A 13,891-nucleotide genomic window follows, 5' to 3' on the forward strand; every position below is an offset into this window, starting at 1 on the left:
TTTTCAGGTGGGGGTGGGGTGCTGGCCGCCGTTCGGGACGCTTCTGCTCGCGGGACCCCCCCCCCCCCCCCCCCTCCTCCCTCCCCCCCCCCCCCCCCCCCCCCGCCCCCCCCGACGCGTACGGCAACGACGCACGGCCCGTGGGTGTTAGGTGTGGGCGCTCAGGGGCACCCGTACCAACCGAACGTACGCGCAGTCGAGTTCGGAGGTACAGCCATGGGTCTGGGCGGATGCATTCTGCTGATCGGGGCCGGAGCGATTCTCACGTTCGCGGTCGACTGGCATGTGCAGGGCATGAACATCCATGTGGCCGGTCTCGTGCTGATGGCCGTCGGCATCATAGGAACGGCCGCCTACGTCAGCATCTTCAAGCGGCGGCGGCTCCAGGCGCCGCCTCCAGCCGTGCCCGTGGTCGAAGAAGACCGCCGTTACTACTGAGGCGTGGAGGACTGGGGATGGAAGCCTTGTCGAAGAAGGTGACGACGGAGTCGACCGGCCTGGTGGAGGCAGCGGTCCTCGCCCTCGACTGCGCCGAGCCGGAGGCGCTCGCCGAGTTCTACGCCGGGCTGCTCGGCGCCGAGCAGCCCGTGGAACGCGGAACGGAACGAATCGAGATCACCGGCCGAGGTGGTACGAGGATGGCCTTCCGCCGGGACCACGGCGCCGCCCCCAACAGCTGGCCCCGCCCCGACGACTCCCAGCAGGCGCACTTGGAGCTGCTGGTGGGCCGGGAGGACATGGACGCGGTCGAGCGCCAGGTGATCGCGCTGGGCGGGCGCCCGCTGGACACGAAGGACAACGGGGGGCTGTACGACACCAGGCTGTACTCCGACCCGGCGGGGCATACGTTTTCGCTGCGGAGCCAGTGACGGCCCGCGCGCCCGCATCGGCGCGGACCACCGCCAGTGTCAGTCGACGTCCTGCCCGTCGACGATCCAACTGGTGCTCTGGCCGCCGTGGTGGTGATGTCCGACCGCCAGGTGCAGGAACCAGATCTCGTCGCTCGGCAGCTCCCAGGTCAGACAGGTGAGCCCGGCGACGAACGCGGAGACGTCCGCCGCGGGCGCCGCCTCGGACAGCCCGGCGAACCCCCGGAGCATCCGCCACACGGCGATGCGGCCCAGCGCCGTGGAAGCCACCGTCCCGTACGCGCTGCTGCCGCCGAGCGCCAGCACCAGGTCGGGGTAGGCGGCCGCGAACGGGATGGGCGTCGCATACGAGGGCCGCTCACCGGCGGGGAGCCCGCTGAGGAACCGGGCGGCGGCCTGTTCCGCCCCGCACCGCACGGGCCCGGAGATCCCCGCGAAGCAGTACGTGGGAGCGCCTGGCACCAGCGGCTCGGGCGGGGTCGGCACCGGCACGGCCCCACCGGTGGCCGGGGGGAGCCGCCTGCGGCCCTCGCGACCGACGGCGGAGAGCGAGGCGATCGCTGTGGCACCGCTGCTGCGCCCCGACGAGCTGGGATGTTGCGCGACGTCCCAGGACTCCGCTTCCCAGGGCGCGAGCGACAGCGGTACGCCGCCGTACGCCGCCGGATCGAGGCCGTCGGCCGACGAGAGGTCCTCCCCGCGCAGCACCCGCGCGTGCGCCACGAGGTGCCGCAGCAGCGGGTGACGGAGGTGGGGGCCGACCTCCTGCCAGGTCCGGACATGGGCCAGCGTCTCCCACAGCGCGCCGGAGTGGGGCAGCCCGTCCTCGTACTCCCGCACCAGGATCCGAACGGCGTCCGCGGCCCGCGCGGCGGGCAGCTCGAACATGGCCACCCGCGCGACCCGGGCCCGGCACTGGCGCAGTTCGCGCTCGTCGTCGGGCGAGGGCTGATCGGAGGGCTTGTCGGCGAGCTCCGCGTCCACGGCGTCGTAGAGCCGGATCAGCCCGCCCCAGTCGCCGTCGTCCGCGAGCAGGTCGCTGCGCTCGAAGACCTCGCCCCAGCTGAAGTGGTGTCTCATATCAGGACAGTCTGTCTGCGAGGAGCTGGAGCCAGGCGGCCGGGGTGTACGGGGCCGGTGGGTCGGCCTCCATTCCCAGTTCGGTGATGGCGAGGGTGCACTCGGTCTCGCCGAGGCGGAGGGCGAGGACTTCGTGGACCTCCCCGGCCGCCTTGGCGATCAGCGAACGGTCGGTGGTGTCCAGATAGTCCTGGAGTGCCGCGTCGTGGTCGGCGAACTCGTCCGGCATGTCCTGCGAGAACCAGCCGCCGAGCAGCTGGGCGAGCTCGGGGAAGCGGGCATGCCACTCCCAGTGGGTCAGGGGGGCGCCCGGTGGCGGCAGCTCGCCGCCCTCGATGCTCTGCCGGAGGTGGTCGGCGAGGACCAGCAGCCAGCTCTGGACGTCCCCGCCGGGGAGGTCGGTGTCGGGTACCGGGTAGAACTCGCCGAGGCGCTGACGGAGCCGGCCGGGCGGGTTGCGGGCGTACTCGCGCAGCTGGGACTCCGCCGTGGCCAGCGCCCAGGGGCGGGTGTGCCAGGTGTGACGGAGATAGGCGTCCAGGGCGGCACTGCGCCGTTGTGGGGTGTCGTCGGCGGGCATACCCAGGTAGGCGCGCAGGACCTGGTCCAACTCTCCGTACTGCCGGTCGTGTTGCAGGGGCTTCAGGGGCACGGTCGGCCTCAGAGGTAGATGGGGAAGGTGGCGTGCACGGTGAAGCCGTGGGGGCTCGTGTTGCTGCGTCTGAGGACGACGCGTGCGGCACGGACGTCGACGGGATCCCGGCCGGCCAGCATCATCGCCTGGAGCAGGACGCGCCCGACGGGGTCGGGCCGGGAGGGCCAGCCTGCCTCGATGGTGAGCCGTTGCCGCGTCGACTGGGCGAGCCAGCGGTGGATCACCTGCTCGTTGCGCGTCACGACCTCCTGGGTGGCCCACTGCGCGGTGGCACGGTCGGTGTACGTGGCGGAGCGGGTTCGCATGGGTGACTGCCTATCACGTAGCGGGGCGATGACCTACCGAGACCGTGCGTACGTACGGGTGCACGGCTCACGCTCACGGCGGGGGCTGGCGGTCGGACGGCATGGCGGTGAGGACGACGTACGGGGGGTGGCCGCCGGGGACGGGCCGTACGATCACGATCACGTTCATCGAGGCGTGCGGCGCCGGATCGCCCTGCACCCACGTCGTCCCGGTCGGCTGGGGGAAGACGAGTCCCAGGTCCCGCTTGGACGGTGGTGAGGGATTGTTGGCCAGGTAGTTCTGGAGCCTCTGCTGGTTGGCGGGGTCGTCGAGCACCGCCTGGGTCAGACGCTGGGCCGTGGCGAGGTCCGCGAACGTCGACGCCTTGGCAGGGGAGTTCGGGTTGGCGCTGGGGGCGTCGCGCAGGCGCTGTCCCAGCTGCTCGTCGGTCAGTCCGACGTGCCGGTCGACGACGTGGGCGCCGCTGAGGCCTTCCTGGTTGGCGAGGTCCACCGGGAAGGTGTGGTTGCTCTCGTCGTCACCGGCGACGGTGTAGAGCGGGTCGCCCTTGAAGTGGGTGAGGGCGCGGGCCCCGAACGCCTCGGCGCGGGCCTCTTCCTGACGGAACTCCGGGGCGCTCAGATAGGCCTCGTCCAGCGCCGCCATGAGCTTGTTCAGCTCCGGTATCTGCCGGGTGACGCGGTTGTTGTAGGCCTCGACGACCTCGTTCATCGCATGCTCGTCGATTTCCAGGACGATACCGACGGACAGTTCCTGCAGCGACTTGGCGGTGCTCTTGACGAGGTCCTTCAATGCCTTGAACGGGTTGTGGGAGCTGATGTGCGGCAACGCCTTGAGCACGGCCTTGCGGAAGAGCTCGTGGAGGTCGTGGCGTACGTCCTGGGCGGCCTGGGCGTATGCCTCCAGCGCCTGGCTCATCACACCGCAGGTGTCGTTGATCACGGCCAGGACGGGGTGGGACATACCGGTGTTGTTGGCCCGGTCGTGGGACCAGACGTAGCCGTCGCGGTCGGTGCCCCAGGCGGTGGTGCCCCAGACCGAGCTGCAGAACTGGCGCATGGCGGTGTACCAGTCGCTGTTCGTCTGGTCGGTGATCCCGGAGAGCACGTTGATCAGGTTGCCGTCGGCGGTGCCGGCCGCCATGCCCGGGTGGGTCCACGCCTGGGAGACGTCGCGCAGCCGCTGGTGGTTGGGCAGCGGAAGAATGGTGGCGGCCTTCCCGAACCGGCAGGCGTGCTCCAGGACGGGGCGCAGTACGGCGAGGAAGACGGCTTCGACGTGGTGCAGGGCGCTGTCGATGAACTCCTGCGCGTCGTCGTGGGAGCCCCACTTGAGGCCGGGCACCTGACGGTACTGCGGCGGTCTGTCGATGACCGGCGGCGGCTGGTGATGGGGAAGCGACGCGTTGCCCGACGGGCCGGTGGGTTGGGTGGCCAGGTCGGCGGCGGCGTAGTTGTTCGCCGTGATGGTGAATCCGACGGCCGCGCCGCCGATGCTGGCGACGGACTTGGCCCACACCTCAAGGAGCCGGTTGCCGACCTTGGTGTAGGCCTCCGCGAACTGCTGGGCGGCTGTGCCGAAGCCGCCGCAGTCGGGGTGTTTCTCCAGTTCGTCGATGAAGTGGTCGGCGGCTTTGTGGAAGAGGTCCTGCTGGACGGCGATGTCGTCCGAGGCCCGGTAGAGCCGGCTGGGTGTGACGTCGAAGCCGCCGTTGGGCGTGGCCGCGGTGGGTACGGTGGCGGGGACGGTCATCAGGCGGCGCCCCAGCCCCGCAGGACGGCCAGATGGGCCGCCGCGTAGTTGGCGTGCCCGGTGGTCACGACTTCGTGGAGCCACGCTTGTCGGGCCTGGAGGTCCTGCATGTCGCGGTCCCAGCGGTCGAGTTCGGCGACGAAGGCGTCGCGGGCCTCACCGTCCCAGGTGAGCACGACCTTCTCGGTACGGGCGTACAACGTGCCCAGCTGCTCGTTGAGTTGCTTGAGGATGTCCTCCAGCTCACCGGCGAGCTCGCGCAGGGCGCTGAAACGTACGGCTATGTGGTCGTCCGGGACGGACGTCATGGTGGGCCCTCCCTGGGCGTCTGGCGGCGGTGGGGCCGATTCGGGGCGAAGGACGGTGTCCCGCTACAGATCGCTGATGCCGCTGCGTGGGCCGGGGGTCGGGGCGGGGGCCTGGAGGGCATCGGCTTCGCGGGCGACGTCGATGTGGTCCTGGATCTGCCGCATCTGCGCGAGGACGGCGAGATCCTGCTCACTGAACCCGTCCCGGCCGAGCCGGACGGCTTCTTCGATCACGGCGAGGATTTCCCGTATCCGCACGGCGTCCTTGGCGGCGCCGCGGTGCAGGTCGCGGTAGGCGGCCGAGGCGGGACTGCGCCACCCGGCCTCAAGCCGGTCCACGATGCCGTCCATGCGCCTGACCTGTGTGTCGAGGTGGCGCTGCATGTCATGGAGATCGCCGGCGAGCGTGGCCAGCCCGTCTTCCTCCGGCACACCGAGATCCGGCCTACCTTGCACCGCGCCCACCCCCCCCGCAGACAGCTGCGGCCGGACTCTACAACGGGCTTGGGGCGAAAGGGAGTTGTGAATGCGCCAGATGCGGTGGGGGAGGGGCGGTGCGGATCACGGGGCTGGGGTGGGTGCATGAGTGCCCGTAGACGGTCGTCAGCCAGGTGGTGATGGCCGTTGTGGTCTGCGTCTGCGTGCTCGGTGGGGCGGCCGATGCAGTCGCATGGTGATGCGAGGTGCCGTGATGTGCCGTCGGCGTCGGGGTGCGACGGCTGACCGGTTGGGGCTTCGGTGCGCGGGGTCGACCTCGACCTCTGATGCATCTACTCGTCGAGTAGCTGCCATGCGGTGAGGGCGAGCCTTGCCCGTATCAGCCCGGTGGGCTCGGTGAGTTCGATGCCCAGGGCCCTTCCGATCTGTTCGAGTCGGCGGGCGACGCTGCTGTGATGCAGGTGGAGACGTTCGGCAGCCCGGCGTAGGGAGCCGGTGGCGCAGTACGTGTCCAGGGTCTCCAGATCTTCTGGGTTGCCGGCGATCCGGGCGATCGCGGCTACGTCGGAGTTGTCCCTCGCGGCGTCCTGGGGTACTTGGGCGAGCAGGGCCAACGCCCCCAGGCCGTCGTAGCGGACGACCGGCTGGCGTGGAGTGGTGAAGCGGAGGGCGGTGCGGGCTTCACGCCAGGACCGGTCGGGGCTTGCGGCGGCGCCGATGCCCGCGCGTACGCCTGCTGGGAAGCGGGCCGGGTCCATGGTGGTGGCCAGGACGACGCCCACGTCGCCGAGCGGTGCGGCCTTCACCGGGCGGTCCGGGCAGAGCAGGCCGGCGACCTGGTCGAGCGGAAGCCGCGACCGTACGGCGGCGACGCGGACCGGCAGTTCGGCGGCGAAGCCCAGGAGCCGCAACGCCCGGGCTCTGGCCGCCTCGTCGCTGTCGGAGCTGACCACCAGCTCGACGAGCGCGGGGTCGGCCATGGTGGTGCGGGCCGGACCGTACCTCTCGACGACCGCCGCGGCGGCGATGGCGAGCCGGTCGAGCAGCACTTCGTCGAGCGAGCCGGGAGGGCCGGGGCGCTCCAGCCACACCGCGCCGATCTCCTCCTCGTCGAGAGTGATCGGCACTCTGGTGGACGCGGGCCGCGGTGGAGTGGTCGCTTCCCTGCCGTCGGGCGAGAGCCGCATGGCCCGCCCGGCGCTGTGGAGGCGAATTCCGGCCACGCACTCGGCCAGGCCCGCGGAGGCCCGCGCGAGCGCCGGGAGGTCCACCCGTCGGCGCATGAGGGTGTCGTAGAACATGACGACGCGGATCGCGCCTTCGACGTGCGAGTCCAGTTGCGACAGCCGTATGGCCAGTGCCTCCATGACAGGAGGATAGGCGTCGGCGGGCGGGGCCGGCAGGAGGCCAGTGGGTCGGCGCCGATCGGTGCGTGATCCGGCCGGGTTGCCCGACGGATGGCGGATGACCGCGGTGGGTGGCGGCGGTGAGGATGGTCGACATGGACCCCGAACTCGAAGCATTCATCCCGTTGTTCCCCCGGGCCGACCTGACCGACCCGGTCGCCGAGCGCAAGAACTTCGCGGAGTTGGCCGCCGCGATCCCGGCGCCGGACCTCGCACACATGGAGGTCGAGGACCGCACGGTGCCCGCGGACGTGTCGGATGCGTCAGGCATTGCGGTACGGATATACCGCCCGCATCGGGCGCAGGGCGCGATCGTCTGGTTGCACGGTGGCGGATTCGTCATGGGCGACCTGGACACCGAGCACGCGTGGGCCGCGCGGCTTGCGGACGGCTCCGGCGCGGTGGTGATCTCGGTGGGCTACCGCCTGGCCCCCGAGCACCGGTTCCCGGCCGCGCTGGACGACGCGTACGCAGTGCTGACCTGGGCGGCGGGGTACGCGGCCGACCTCGGCATCGACGCGAGGCGAATCGCGGTGGGAGGTCACAGCGCCGGTGCGGCGATCGCTGCGGCGGTGGCGTTGCGGGCGCGAGACGAGCAGGGGCCGCGCATCTGCTTCCAGCTGCTGAACCAGCCCGGGCTGGACGACCGCCAAGAGACATGGTCTGCACGGCAGTTCACCGACACTCCCTGGTTGAACCGCGACAAGGTCACCGCGATGTGGCGGCACTACCTGGGCGCCACACCCGCCACGCCGTACGCGGCCCCGGCGCGGGCTGCCGACCTGTCCGGTCTGCCGCCCGCGTACCTCGCCACCGCGGAATTCTGCCCGAACCGCGACGAAGGCATCGGCTACGCGTTGCGCCTTCTGCAGGCAGGTGTGCCGGTCGAACTGCACCAGTGGGCGGGCACGTTCCACGGGTCGCAGGCGATTCTGTCGGCCGAGGTGTCCCAGCGGCAGATGTCGGAGCTGGGTGGGGCGCTGAGGCGTGCGCTGGGTGAGTGAGGCGGGGGTGGTCGCGGTCGCGGTCGCGATTGACGAGGCGACCGACCGCCCCCCCCTGCGGGACACCCACCAGTTGAAGGATCACCATCACCACAGGAAGGACGTCTCGGCATGACCGTTGCCACGATCGATCTGCTCTCCTCCTTCATCCACCTTCTCCAGGACGGCCAGGCGCGGGCCGAGCAGCCCGTGTTCGCCCCCAGAGGGACGGCTGGCAGCTGATGGCCTTCCACGCGGAGACAGACGCCGACATGCATGCCGGCCATTGGGAAGTCCACCCTGAGGCGGAAGAGGTCGTGTCCTGCCTCACGGGCGGGATACGTCTGTACTTCCGACCGGAGCGGCAGGGGGAGGAAGAGCAGGAGATCAAACTGACGGCGGGAACCGCGGTCATCGTGCCGCGCGGGCGATGGCACCGCATCGCCCTGGATGCCCCCAGCGACATCCTGTCGCTCACCGTGGCGCGAGGCAGCCGCCTTGCGGAGCGGACGGACGAGTGACTCGGCTCGTTTATTGGCATGCAGGCTCGACCCTCACCCGACATGTGCGCAGCGGGTACGTTCGGCTGTTCTGCGTCAAGGCCCCAGCATCGGCTGTGCACACACCCTCCCTTAAAATTGAACACGTTCAAGTCTGAGCGTAGGGTGGCATGGGGCGACTGTGCGGCGGGGCGAGACCGGTGAGTTGCCTGAGATGGCGCTGCATGGTGAACCCGAACCTGAACACAGCCAGCACCAGCACGAACAGAACGATCCAGAGAAGCATGGCCGATCCTCGGGTTCGCAGGAGTGCACTCCGCGTTCCGCGGGGTCCCGGCGAAGCGAGCGGCGGCAGGTCGCGCCCGGAGGTCCCGGAGATCCCGGAGCGTCATGGCCCAGCGCCCTGCCCGACAGCCAAGGACGGACCACTGCTCATGTCAACGACTCCGCGCCTTCGGAATGTTCTGGAACAGAATCAGGAGCCGTCGCTGACACAGACGCAACACCAAGGGACATGGTGGCAACAACACCAAGGGACATGGTGGGAAGGGGGAATGGGGGGAAAGGAATAGGGGGAGTCGGCGAGGGTGGCAGGAAGCCTGCCGCTGGTTCCTCGGAGAGTCTGGCACCATGCAGCGACATCGCAGTGTGGGACAGCGTCGACCAAGGAAGCAGGCAGTCGAAGATGAGCGATCCCGGCGGTACGAGGCAGCATCATCCGGTCGTCGTCGCGCACCGAACCCACCGCTCCGGCGACGCCCAATTGCGTATCGCCGATGCGATCACCAAGTTCGCCGGCTCCATGACGTTCGTCTATCTTCATGCGGTCGGTTTCGGGCTCTGGATGCTGTTCGTGGAGTCCAACCCGTGGCCCATGCTGACCCTCGTCGTATCCCTTGAGGCGATCTTCCTTTCGACGTTCGTCATGATCGGCCAGAACCGGCAGGCCGAGTTCCAGCAGGCGAAAGCCGATCACGACTTCGTCGAGCAGGAACTGGAGCTCAAGACGAACACCGAGCTGACCCGGGCCATCCACACGATGACCGCGGAACTCCACCGTCGGCTACTGACCACCCCCGAGGAGCAGTAGCGACGCCGCCCCACTTCCGGTCCCCTGTGTGGGCATCCAGCCCGCGCCACCGGTCGGCGGTCAGGTAGCAGGCCGTACCGGCGGCGCCGAGTACCGCCGGGGAAGCTGGAGCGTCAACGCCGTACCGCGGCCACTGAAGGCGCGGCAGTGGGGAGTCGTTCCCGTCCTTGGGCATACTCGCAGTGTCACAAGTCCACTATCGGGCGTCTTGTAAGAATGTTCCCTCGCGACCCGCGTCGCCGGCCCCGCGTTTGCGGGGTGCGGACCGTGGGTCAGGACGTGGGCGGATGTGTGGACAGGTATGCGGGGGCGGCCCACGCGACGTCGTCGACCGCAAGCCAAGGTGCAACCGCAAGAACCGTGGGCGTCGCACCGGCGAAGGCCATGACGTCCCGATGGAGGTGGGACTGGTCGACGTAGCCGACCTCCGCCGCCACCCGTCGACAGGGTTCGCTCACGTCCGCGTCGCGACGCCACACCCCTTCCCCGTCCGCTCCTCCAGAGACGTGCTGCGGTCGTACGGATCGATCGCGGGGCCGTCACCCGCCCCTTCAGCCCGTCCCGTGCCGAACGTCGGAGTGAGATAGCCGGTCGGGGCGCCGCAACCGCCGTTGGTGAGATGGACCTTGTACGAGACGAGGGAGAACGTTCCCGGCTCGGTGATCACCTTCGCGGGGTCGTCCCAGTTCACCACCACCTCGCGCCGCACGATCGTACGCTCGACCTCGTCGCTGCCCGCAGCCGCGCTCACGACCGGGTACACGTACGTGACATCAGCGGTCACCCGCAGTGCGCCGCGATCACCCTGCTGATACGTGATCCGGCCCCGCGTCTTCACCACGTCCCCGACGAGACGTGTACGCGTCTTCTCGAACCGGCTGAACAACAGCAACGGGTCATTCGCCTTGCTGGGCGTGCGAAACGCGGTCGACAGGTAGTCCTGGACGTCCTGCTGGTGCGGATTGATCAGGGCGATCGCCTTGGCGGGGTGATCGCCCCGCAGCACCGCCTGATCCAGGCTCGCAGCGACGAGGAAGTCCCGGGTGTGGCCCAGGGCCTGCGCCACCTGCGCCGTACTCATCCACCCGGTCGCCTTGGCCTCGGGAACCGTGATCCCCGCTGCGCCGTCGGCCCAGCGTGCCGCAGGCGACCCCTTGAACGGTTCGGCAAGCGTGGGCCGCCCCGCAACCTGTGCGGTCGGCGGCTGGTCGGGGCGTACCGACTCTGCGGCAAGCGGGGTCTCTGCCTGCTCCTCACCAGCGAACCAACCGACCAACCGTCCCGGAAACAAGGCCACGACCAACAGAGCGAGCGACGCCACGAAGCCGACGACGTACCACCCTTGCTTCCTCCGCCTCGGCCGGGCCGGCGAGTAGCCACGCCACACTTGTGATGCCTCGGGTTCCTTGCGCAACCGCCGGGCCACCACTCGGGCCCTCGCAGACGGCTCCTTGGGCGCGTCCGGCACGCCGTCCGCCGACTCCCGCAGGAACCGCTCCCACTCCTCGTCAGGCACCGACGAACCGTCGCCCTGTTCCCCAACCACGCTCACGCCAATTCCCCTGTGTCAACCGCCACCTGGGCCCTCCCCAGCGGTCCGCCAATGGTCGCACGGCAGGACCCTGGCTGGTGTTCCAGCACGGGTGGCCGTAAGCGCAGCATCATCACCGGCACCGTCGACCTGCCGCTGGCGGCGTTGGTCAGCGTGGCCAGTGTCCGGGATTCCATCGCCACCATCCGGACTGAAGGCGCGTGTACGTCTTGGGAATCCTCGCGAGCTGACTGAACGTGAGGCGGCGCTCAGCCTGAACCCGGTTACGGTCCCGGCGGTTCAGCAGCACTGCATGGTGAACATCGCCCGGTCGAAGCGTTGTTCGGCGAGGTCCTGCGGGCGGATGAGCCAGTACAGGGCCCCGCAGTCGCCCCACATCATGTCGGCGTCGTCGTCCGTGTCGAACTGCGCCAGCAGGACCCAGTGTTCGGCCTCCTCGTCGACGCGGGGATCGTCCCAGCCCACGTCCGCACCGAGGACACCGTGGGCGATCTCCTGCTCGACCGGGTTCTGCACCGGATCCGCATGGCCGCCTATCCGGTGGCCGGGGCCCGAGGAGTGGTCGTACAGCGCGTCGGTGAACGCTTCGGGCCACCCGTCGTCAAGAGCGTCCTCCGGCAACGCCGTTCGCATGACGGGGTGCCACACACTCGGCGCCGTAGGCTCCATCCGGACTGCCAGAGGCACCTCGGGATACGCCTCAAGGCCCGCGGGGACAGCATGCTCGGCCACCGGCACTCCCGCAGGCACGTACACCACCCGCGCTCCGGCCCAAGTGTCGGGTTCGTCCGCGGCCACGTACGCAGTACCGTCGTCGATCTGCCCGTCGAAGTAGAAGAACAACAAACTGCCGTCGGCCGGCAGCGCGATATCCAGGGCACCGGTGGGCACAGCGGCGCAGTCGACCGAGGCCACGAACGACAACGGCCCATGCCCCGGCCACACCGGCCAGGCCTCGCCCTGCGGCAAAGCAGGCCGCCCACCGAGCCGACCGGCCACCGCTTCACTCTCGACGGCCTTCACCAGGTGCGCGCCGGGGCGCAGCAGAGCGAGCCACTTCTCGGCCAGGTCGGCGGGCAGGTGTGTGCGGGCGATGTCGTGCAGCGAAGTCATACCGCCGATCATGCACGACACCACTGACAACACCCGCCCGGCCACCAGCCACCGCACACCGGCGGAGCCTCGTGTCCGCCATGGTCGACGCGATGAGTGGTCGTACCGGGTGGCGGCCGTGACGCGAAGTACGGTGCTGAATCGACTGAGTTCAGTGGCAAAGACCGCCGCGACGGTCGGAATCGCAACTGCCGGTCTCGGTTTGTCCGGCTACGAGCTGTGCACTCACCTCTGTCATATCGAATCGGCATCTGGTCGGCCCGGCTGTGCGGTCAGCCTCGTTCAACCAGGTCCAGGCGGTCGAGCAGTCCGGCGTCGGTGAAGGCGGCGACCAGTTCGTCACGGCCCTCGGTGAAGTGCGCCCAGCTGTCGTAGTGGACGGGAACCACTCGGCGGGCACCGAGGATCTTGGCAGCCTCGGCGGCTTGCGCGCTGTCGAGGACGATCAGCCCGCCGTCGAAGAGGACGGGGAAGCGGGGAGCCCCAGCGAACAGGATGGTGGTGTCCACCGGGCCGAGCTGTTCGGCGATCTCCTTGACCAGGTCGAGTGAGGCGTTGTCGCCGCTGACGTAGACCGAGGGCAGGCCTTCCCCGGTCAGGACGAATCCGACGACCTGGCCGGTGATCGGTTCGACGTCGTCGCGGGCGCCGGGCCCGTGGATGGCCGGCACGCCCGTGACGGTGATGGTGCCGCCGTCGGGGCGGTCCAGCACGATCGACTCCCAGTCGGTCAGCCCCCTGGCCCCTGCCCCCAGGCGCTGCCCACCCCCGGGCGTGGTCAGGGTCAGGGGTACGTCGGCGAGCATCGCCCGGCCGGATTCGTCGAGGTTGTCGGGGTGTTCGTCGTGGGAGAGCAGTATCACGTCGATACGGCCGAGGTCGGCTGGTGCGGCGGACGCGGGTGCGGTCTTGGTGAGCCGGCCGCCCGGTACGTGGTAGTCGCGGGGCGCGTCGAAGGTGGGGTCGGTCAGGAATCGCAGGCCGCCGTATTCGAAGAGGGCGGTCGGGCCGCCGAAGACGCGGATGGGTATCTGCTCAGTGGTCGTGCTGGTGCTGGCCATCAAACCCTCACGGATAGGAAGCGGTTCATCCGTGAAGGACAGTAGCGGTCTCTCACGGATGAAGGCAAGCCGTACCATGACAGATATGAGCGAGACCCCGACTGCCGGAACCGTGCCACCGCCTGCCCCGGGGGCGGAGGACTACCTCGCCCTCGACTTCGTCAACAGCGCCATCGCGCTGACCGGAGGGCACTTCATCGATTTCCTCGGCACCCCCGCGGCGACGGACCGGTGGCTCGCCGACCACGGCCTCGCGCCGGCCGACGCCGGGGTACAGGAGATGTGCGCCACGCAGCTGCGCTCCCTGCGCGAACACATCAGGGCACTGTTCGCCGCCCGCGTCGCCGGGCTGCCAGCTCTGCCCGCGGCACTGTCCGCCGTCAACGACGCACTGAACAGAGCCCCCGCAGCCGCCCTGCTGTACTGGGACGAGAAGAACGGCCCCTACCGCGCGGCGCCGTGCCCCACCAACGAGATCCTCGACCGCGCTCTCGCGACCCTCGCGGCCAACGCTGCCGACCTCCTCACCAGCCCCGACGCCGACCGCCTCACCGGCTGCGGTTCCACCCCCTGCAACCGCTACCTGCTGCGCCACGGCCGCCGCCACTGGTGCTCCACCCGCTGCGGCGACCGCGCCCGCGCCGCCCGCGCCTACGCCCGGCGCGCCCAGCAGAAGACGGACTGATGAACTCCGTGGCACCTGAGGAGAGTTGGTCGAGGCCGATGCGTCGGCGGGTCGTCGCCGCCCCGTGCCCAGCGAACGGACGTACCGGGGCAA

Annotated in this window: 16 protein-coding genes; 6 read left to right on the forward strand and 10 right to left on the reverse strand. The window is 69.9% G+C overall.

Features of this window, described 5'->3' with window-relative positions; genetic code table 11:
* Positions 1-216: 216 nt before the first annotated feature.
* Positions 217-438 carry a hypothetical protein gene (locus tag ACZ499_RS22250; RefSeq protein ID WP_385535067.1) on the forward strand — a complete coding sequence of 74 codons (222 nt, stop codon included), beginning with the start codon at positions 217-219 and terminating at the stop codon, positions 436-438.
* Positions 439-455: 17 nt separating this feature from the next.
* The gene (locus ACZ499_RS22255) at positions 456-869 is read left to right on the forward strand and encodes a VOC family protein (RefSeq protein ID WP_468677278.1); all 414 of its coding nucleotides are present in this window, start codon (positions 456-458) and stop codon (positions 867-869) included.
* A gap of 39 nt (positions 870-908) precedes the next feature.
* Here ACZ499_RS22255 and ACZ499_RS22260 read toward each other — a convergent pair whose 3' ends face one another.
* From ACZ499_RS22260 to ACZ499_RS22290, 7 genes are all read right to left on the reverse strand, one after another.
* Entirely contained in the window at positions 909-1,949 is a 1,041-nt protein-coding gene (locus ACZ499_RS22260; protein ID WP_468677280.1) for a hypothetical protein, read from the reverse strand.
* 1 nt (position 1,950) lies between these two features.
* Entirely contained in the window at positions 1,951-2,601 is a 651-nt protein-coding gene (locus ACZ499_RS22265; protein WP_468677282.1) for a contact-dependent growth inhibition system immunity protein, read from the reverse strand.
* Positions 2,602-2,609: 8 nt separating this feature from the next.
* The gene (locus ACZ499_RS22270) at positions 2,610-2,909 is read right to left on the reverse strand and encodes an RNase A-like domain-containing protein (RefSeq protein WP_468677285.1); all 300 of its coding nucleotides are present in this window, start codon (positions 2,907-2,909) and stop codon (positions 2,610-2,612) included.
* Positions 2,910-2,982: 73 nt separating this feature from the next.
* Positions 2,983-4,662 carry an RNase A-like domain-containing protein gene (locus ACZ499_RS22275; protein WP_468677287.1) on the reverse strand — a complete coding sequence of 560 codons (1,680 nt, stop codon included), beginning with the start codon at positions 4,660-4,662 and terminating at the stop codon, positions 2,983-2,985.
* The gene (locus ACZ499_RS22280; protein ID WP_468677289.1) at positions 4,662-4,970 is read right to left on the reverse strand and encodes a WXG100 family type VII secretion target; all 309 of its coding nucleotides are present in this window, start codon (positions 4,968-4,970) and stop codon (positions 4,662-4,664) included. The genes ACZ499_RS22275 and ACZ499_RS22280 overlap by 1 nt, the downstream gene beginning before the upstream one ends.
* A 63-nt stretch (positions 4,971-5,033) precedes the next feature.
* On the reverse strand, positions 5,034-5,402 hold the full coding sequence (locus ACZ499_RS22285) for a WXG100 family type VII secretion target (protein ID WP_468677291.1): 369 nt from the start codon (positions 5,400-5,402) through the stop codon (positions 5,034-5,036).
* A gap of 338 nt (positions 5,403-5,740) precedes the next feature.
* Complete coding sequence (locus ACZ499_RS22290; RefSeq protein WP_468677294.1) at positions 5,741-6,775, reverse strand: PucR family transcriptional regulator; 1,035 nt, start codon at positions 6,773-6,775, stop codon at positions 5,741-5,743.
* Between the two features lie 134 nt (positions 6,776-6,909).
* On the opposite strand from ACZ499_RS22290, the gene ACZ499_RS22295 reads away from it, so the two are divergent.
* From ACZ499_RS22295 to ACZ499_RS22305, 3 genes are all read left to right on the forward strand, one after another.
* On the forward strand, positions 6,910-7,818 hold the full coding sequence (locus ACZ499_RS22295) for an alpha/beta hydrolase (RefSeq protein WP_468677295.1): 909 nt from the start codon (positions 6,910-6,912) through the stop codon (positions 7,816-7,818).
* A 221-nt stretch (positions 7,819-8,039) separates the two neighbouring features.
* Complete coding sequence (locus ACZ499_RS22300; protein WP_468677298.1) at positions 8,040-8,318, forward strand: cupin domain-containing protein; 279 nt, start codon at positions 8,040-8,042, stop codon at positions 8,316-8,318.
* Between the two features lie 664 nt (positions 8,319-8,982).
* Complete coding sequence (locus tag ACZ499_RS22305) at positions 8,983-9,387, forward strand: DUF1003 domain-containing protein (protein WP_468677299.1); 405 nt, start codon at positions 8,983-8,985, stop codon at positions 9,385-9,387.
* Positions 9,388-9,841: 454 nt separating this feature from the next.
* Here ACZ499_RS22305 and ACZ499_RS22310 read toward each other — a convergent pair whose 3' ends face one another.
* The 3 genes from ACZ499_RS22310 to ACZ499_RS22320 form a co-directional block, all read right to left on the reverse strand.
* Positions 9,842-10,939, reverse strand: coding sequence for a hypothetical protein (locus tag ACZ499_RS22310; RefSeq protein WP_468677301.1), 1,098 nt, complete (start codon positions 10,937-10,939; stop codon positions 9,842-9,844).
* A 279-nt stretch (positions 10,940-11,218) separates the two neighbouring features.
* Positions 11,219-12,052, reverse strand: a complete 834-nt coding sequence (locus ACZ499_RS22315; protein ID WP_468677302.1) for a YwqG family protein — start codon at positions 12,050-12,052, stop codon at positions 11,219-11,221.
* A gap of 272 nt (positions 12,053-12,324) precedes the next feature.
* The gene (locus ACZ499_RS22320) at positions 12,325-13,113 is read right to left on the reverse strand and encodes an MBL fold metallo-hydrolase (protein ID WP_468677304.1); all 789 of its coding nucleotides are present in this window, start codon (positions 13,111-13,113) and stop codon (positions 12,325-12,327) included.
* Positions 13,114-13,198: 85 nt separating this feature from the next.
* Between ACZ499_RS22320 and ACZ499_RS22325 the strand changes: the two genes are divergently transcribed.
* Positions 13,199-13,798: a CGNR zinc finger domain-containing protein gene (locus tag ACZ499_RS22325; protein ID WP_468677306.1), complete on the forward strand. Its 600-nt coding sequence runs from the start codon at positions 13,199-13,201 to the stop codon at positions 13,796-13,798.
* Positions 13,799-13,891 lie beyond the last annotated feature (93 nt).

This window comes from Streptomyces sp. NPDC031265 (assembly GCF_055570295.1).

What these genes read in the sequence shown, in the direction of transcription:
- ACZ499_RS22250 (WP_385535067.1), top strand. Translation starts at nt 217, where the DNA reads ATGGGTCTGGGCGGATGCATTCTGCTGATCGGGGCCGGAGCGATTCTC.
- ACZ499_RS22255 (WP_468677278.1), top strand. Translation starts at nt 456, where the DNA reads ATGGAAGCCTTGTCGAAGAAGGTGACGACGGAGTCGACCGGCCTGGTG.
- ACZ499_RS22260 (WP_468677280.1), bottom strand. Translation starts at nt 1,949, where the DNA reads ATGAGACACCACTTCAGCTGGGGCGAGGTCTTCGAGCGCAGCGACCTG.
- ACZ499_RS22270 (WP_468677285.1), bottom strand. Translation starts at nt 2,909, where the DNA reads ATGCGAACCCGCTCCGCCACGTACACCGACCGTGCCACCGCGCAGTGG.
- ACZ499_RS22275 (WP_468677287.1), bottom strand. Translation starts at nt 4,662, where the DNA reads ATGACCGTCCCCGCCACCGTACCCACCGCGGCCACGCCCAACGGCGGC.
- ACZ499_RS22280 (WP_468677289.1), bottom strand. Translation starts at nt 4,970, where the DNA reads ATGACGTCCGTCCCGGACGACCACATAGCCGTACGTTTCAGCGCCCTG.
- ACZ499_RS22290 (WP_468677294.1), bottom strand. Translation starts at nt 6,775, where the DNA reads ATGGAGGCACTGGCCATACGGCTGTCGCAACTGGACTCGCACGTCGAA.
- ACZ499_RS22295 (WP_468677295.1), top strand. Translation starts at nt 6,910, where the DNA reads ATGGACCCCGAACTCGAAGCATTCATCCCGTTGTTCCCCCGGGCCGAC.
- ACZ499_RS22300 (WP_468677298.1), top strand. Translation starts at nt 8,040, where the DNA reads ATGGCCTTCCACGCGGAGACAGACGCCGACATGCATGCCGGCCATTGG.
- ACZ499_RS22305 (WP_468677299.1), top strand. Translation starts at nt 8,983, where the DNA reads ATGAGCGATCCCGGCGGTACGAGGCAGCATCATCCGGTCGTCGTCGCG.
- ACZ499_RS22315 (WP_468677302.1), bottom strand. Translation starts at nt 12,052, where the DNA reads ATGACTTCGCTGCACGACATCGCCCGCACACACCTGCCCGCCGACCTG.
- ACZ499_RS22320 (WP_468677304.1), bottom strand. Translation starts at nt 13,113, where the DNA reads ATGGCCAGCACCAGCACGACCACTGAGCAGATACCCATCCGCGTCTTC.
- ACZ499_RS22325 (WP_468677306.1), top strand. Translation starts at nt 13,199, where the DNA reads ATGAGCGAGACCCCGACTGCCGGAACCGTGCCACCGCCTGCCCCGGGG.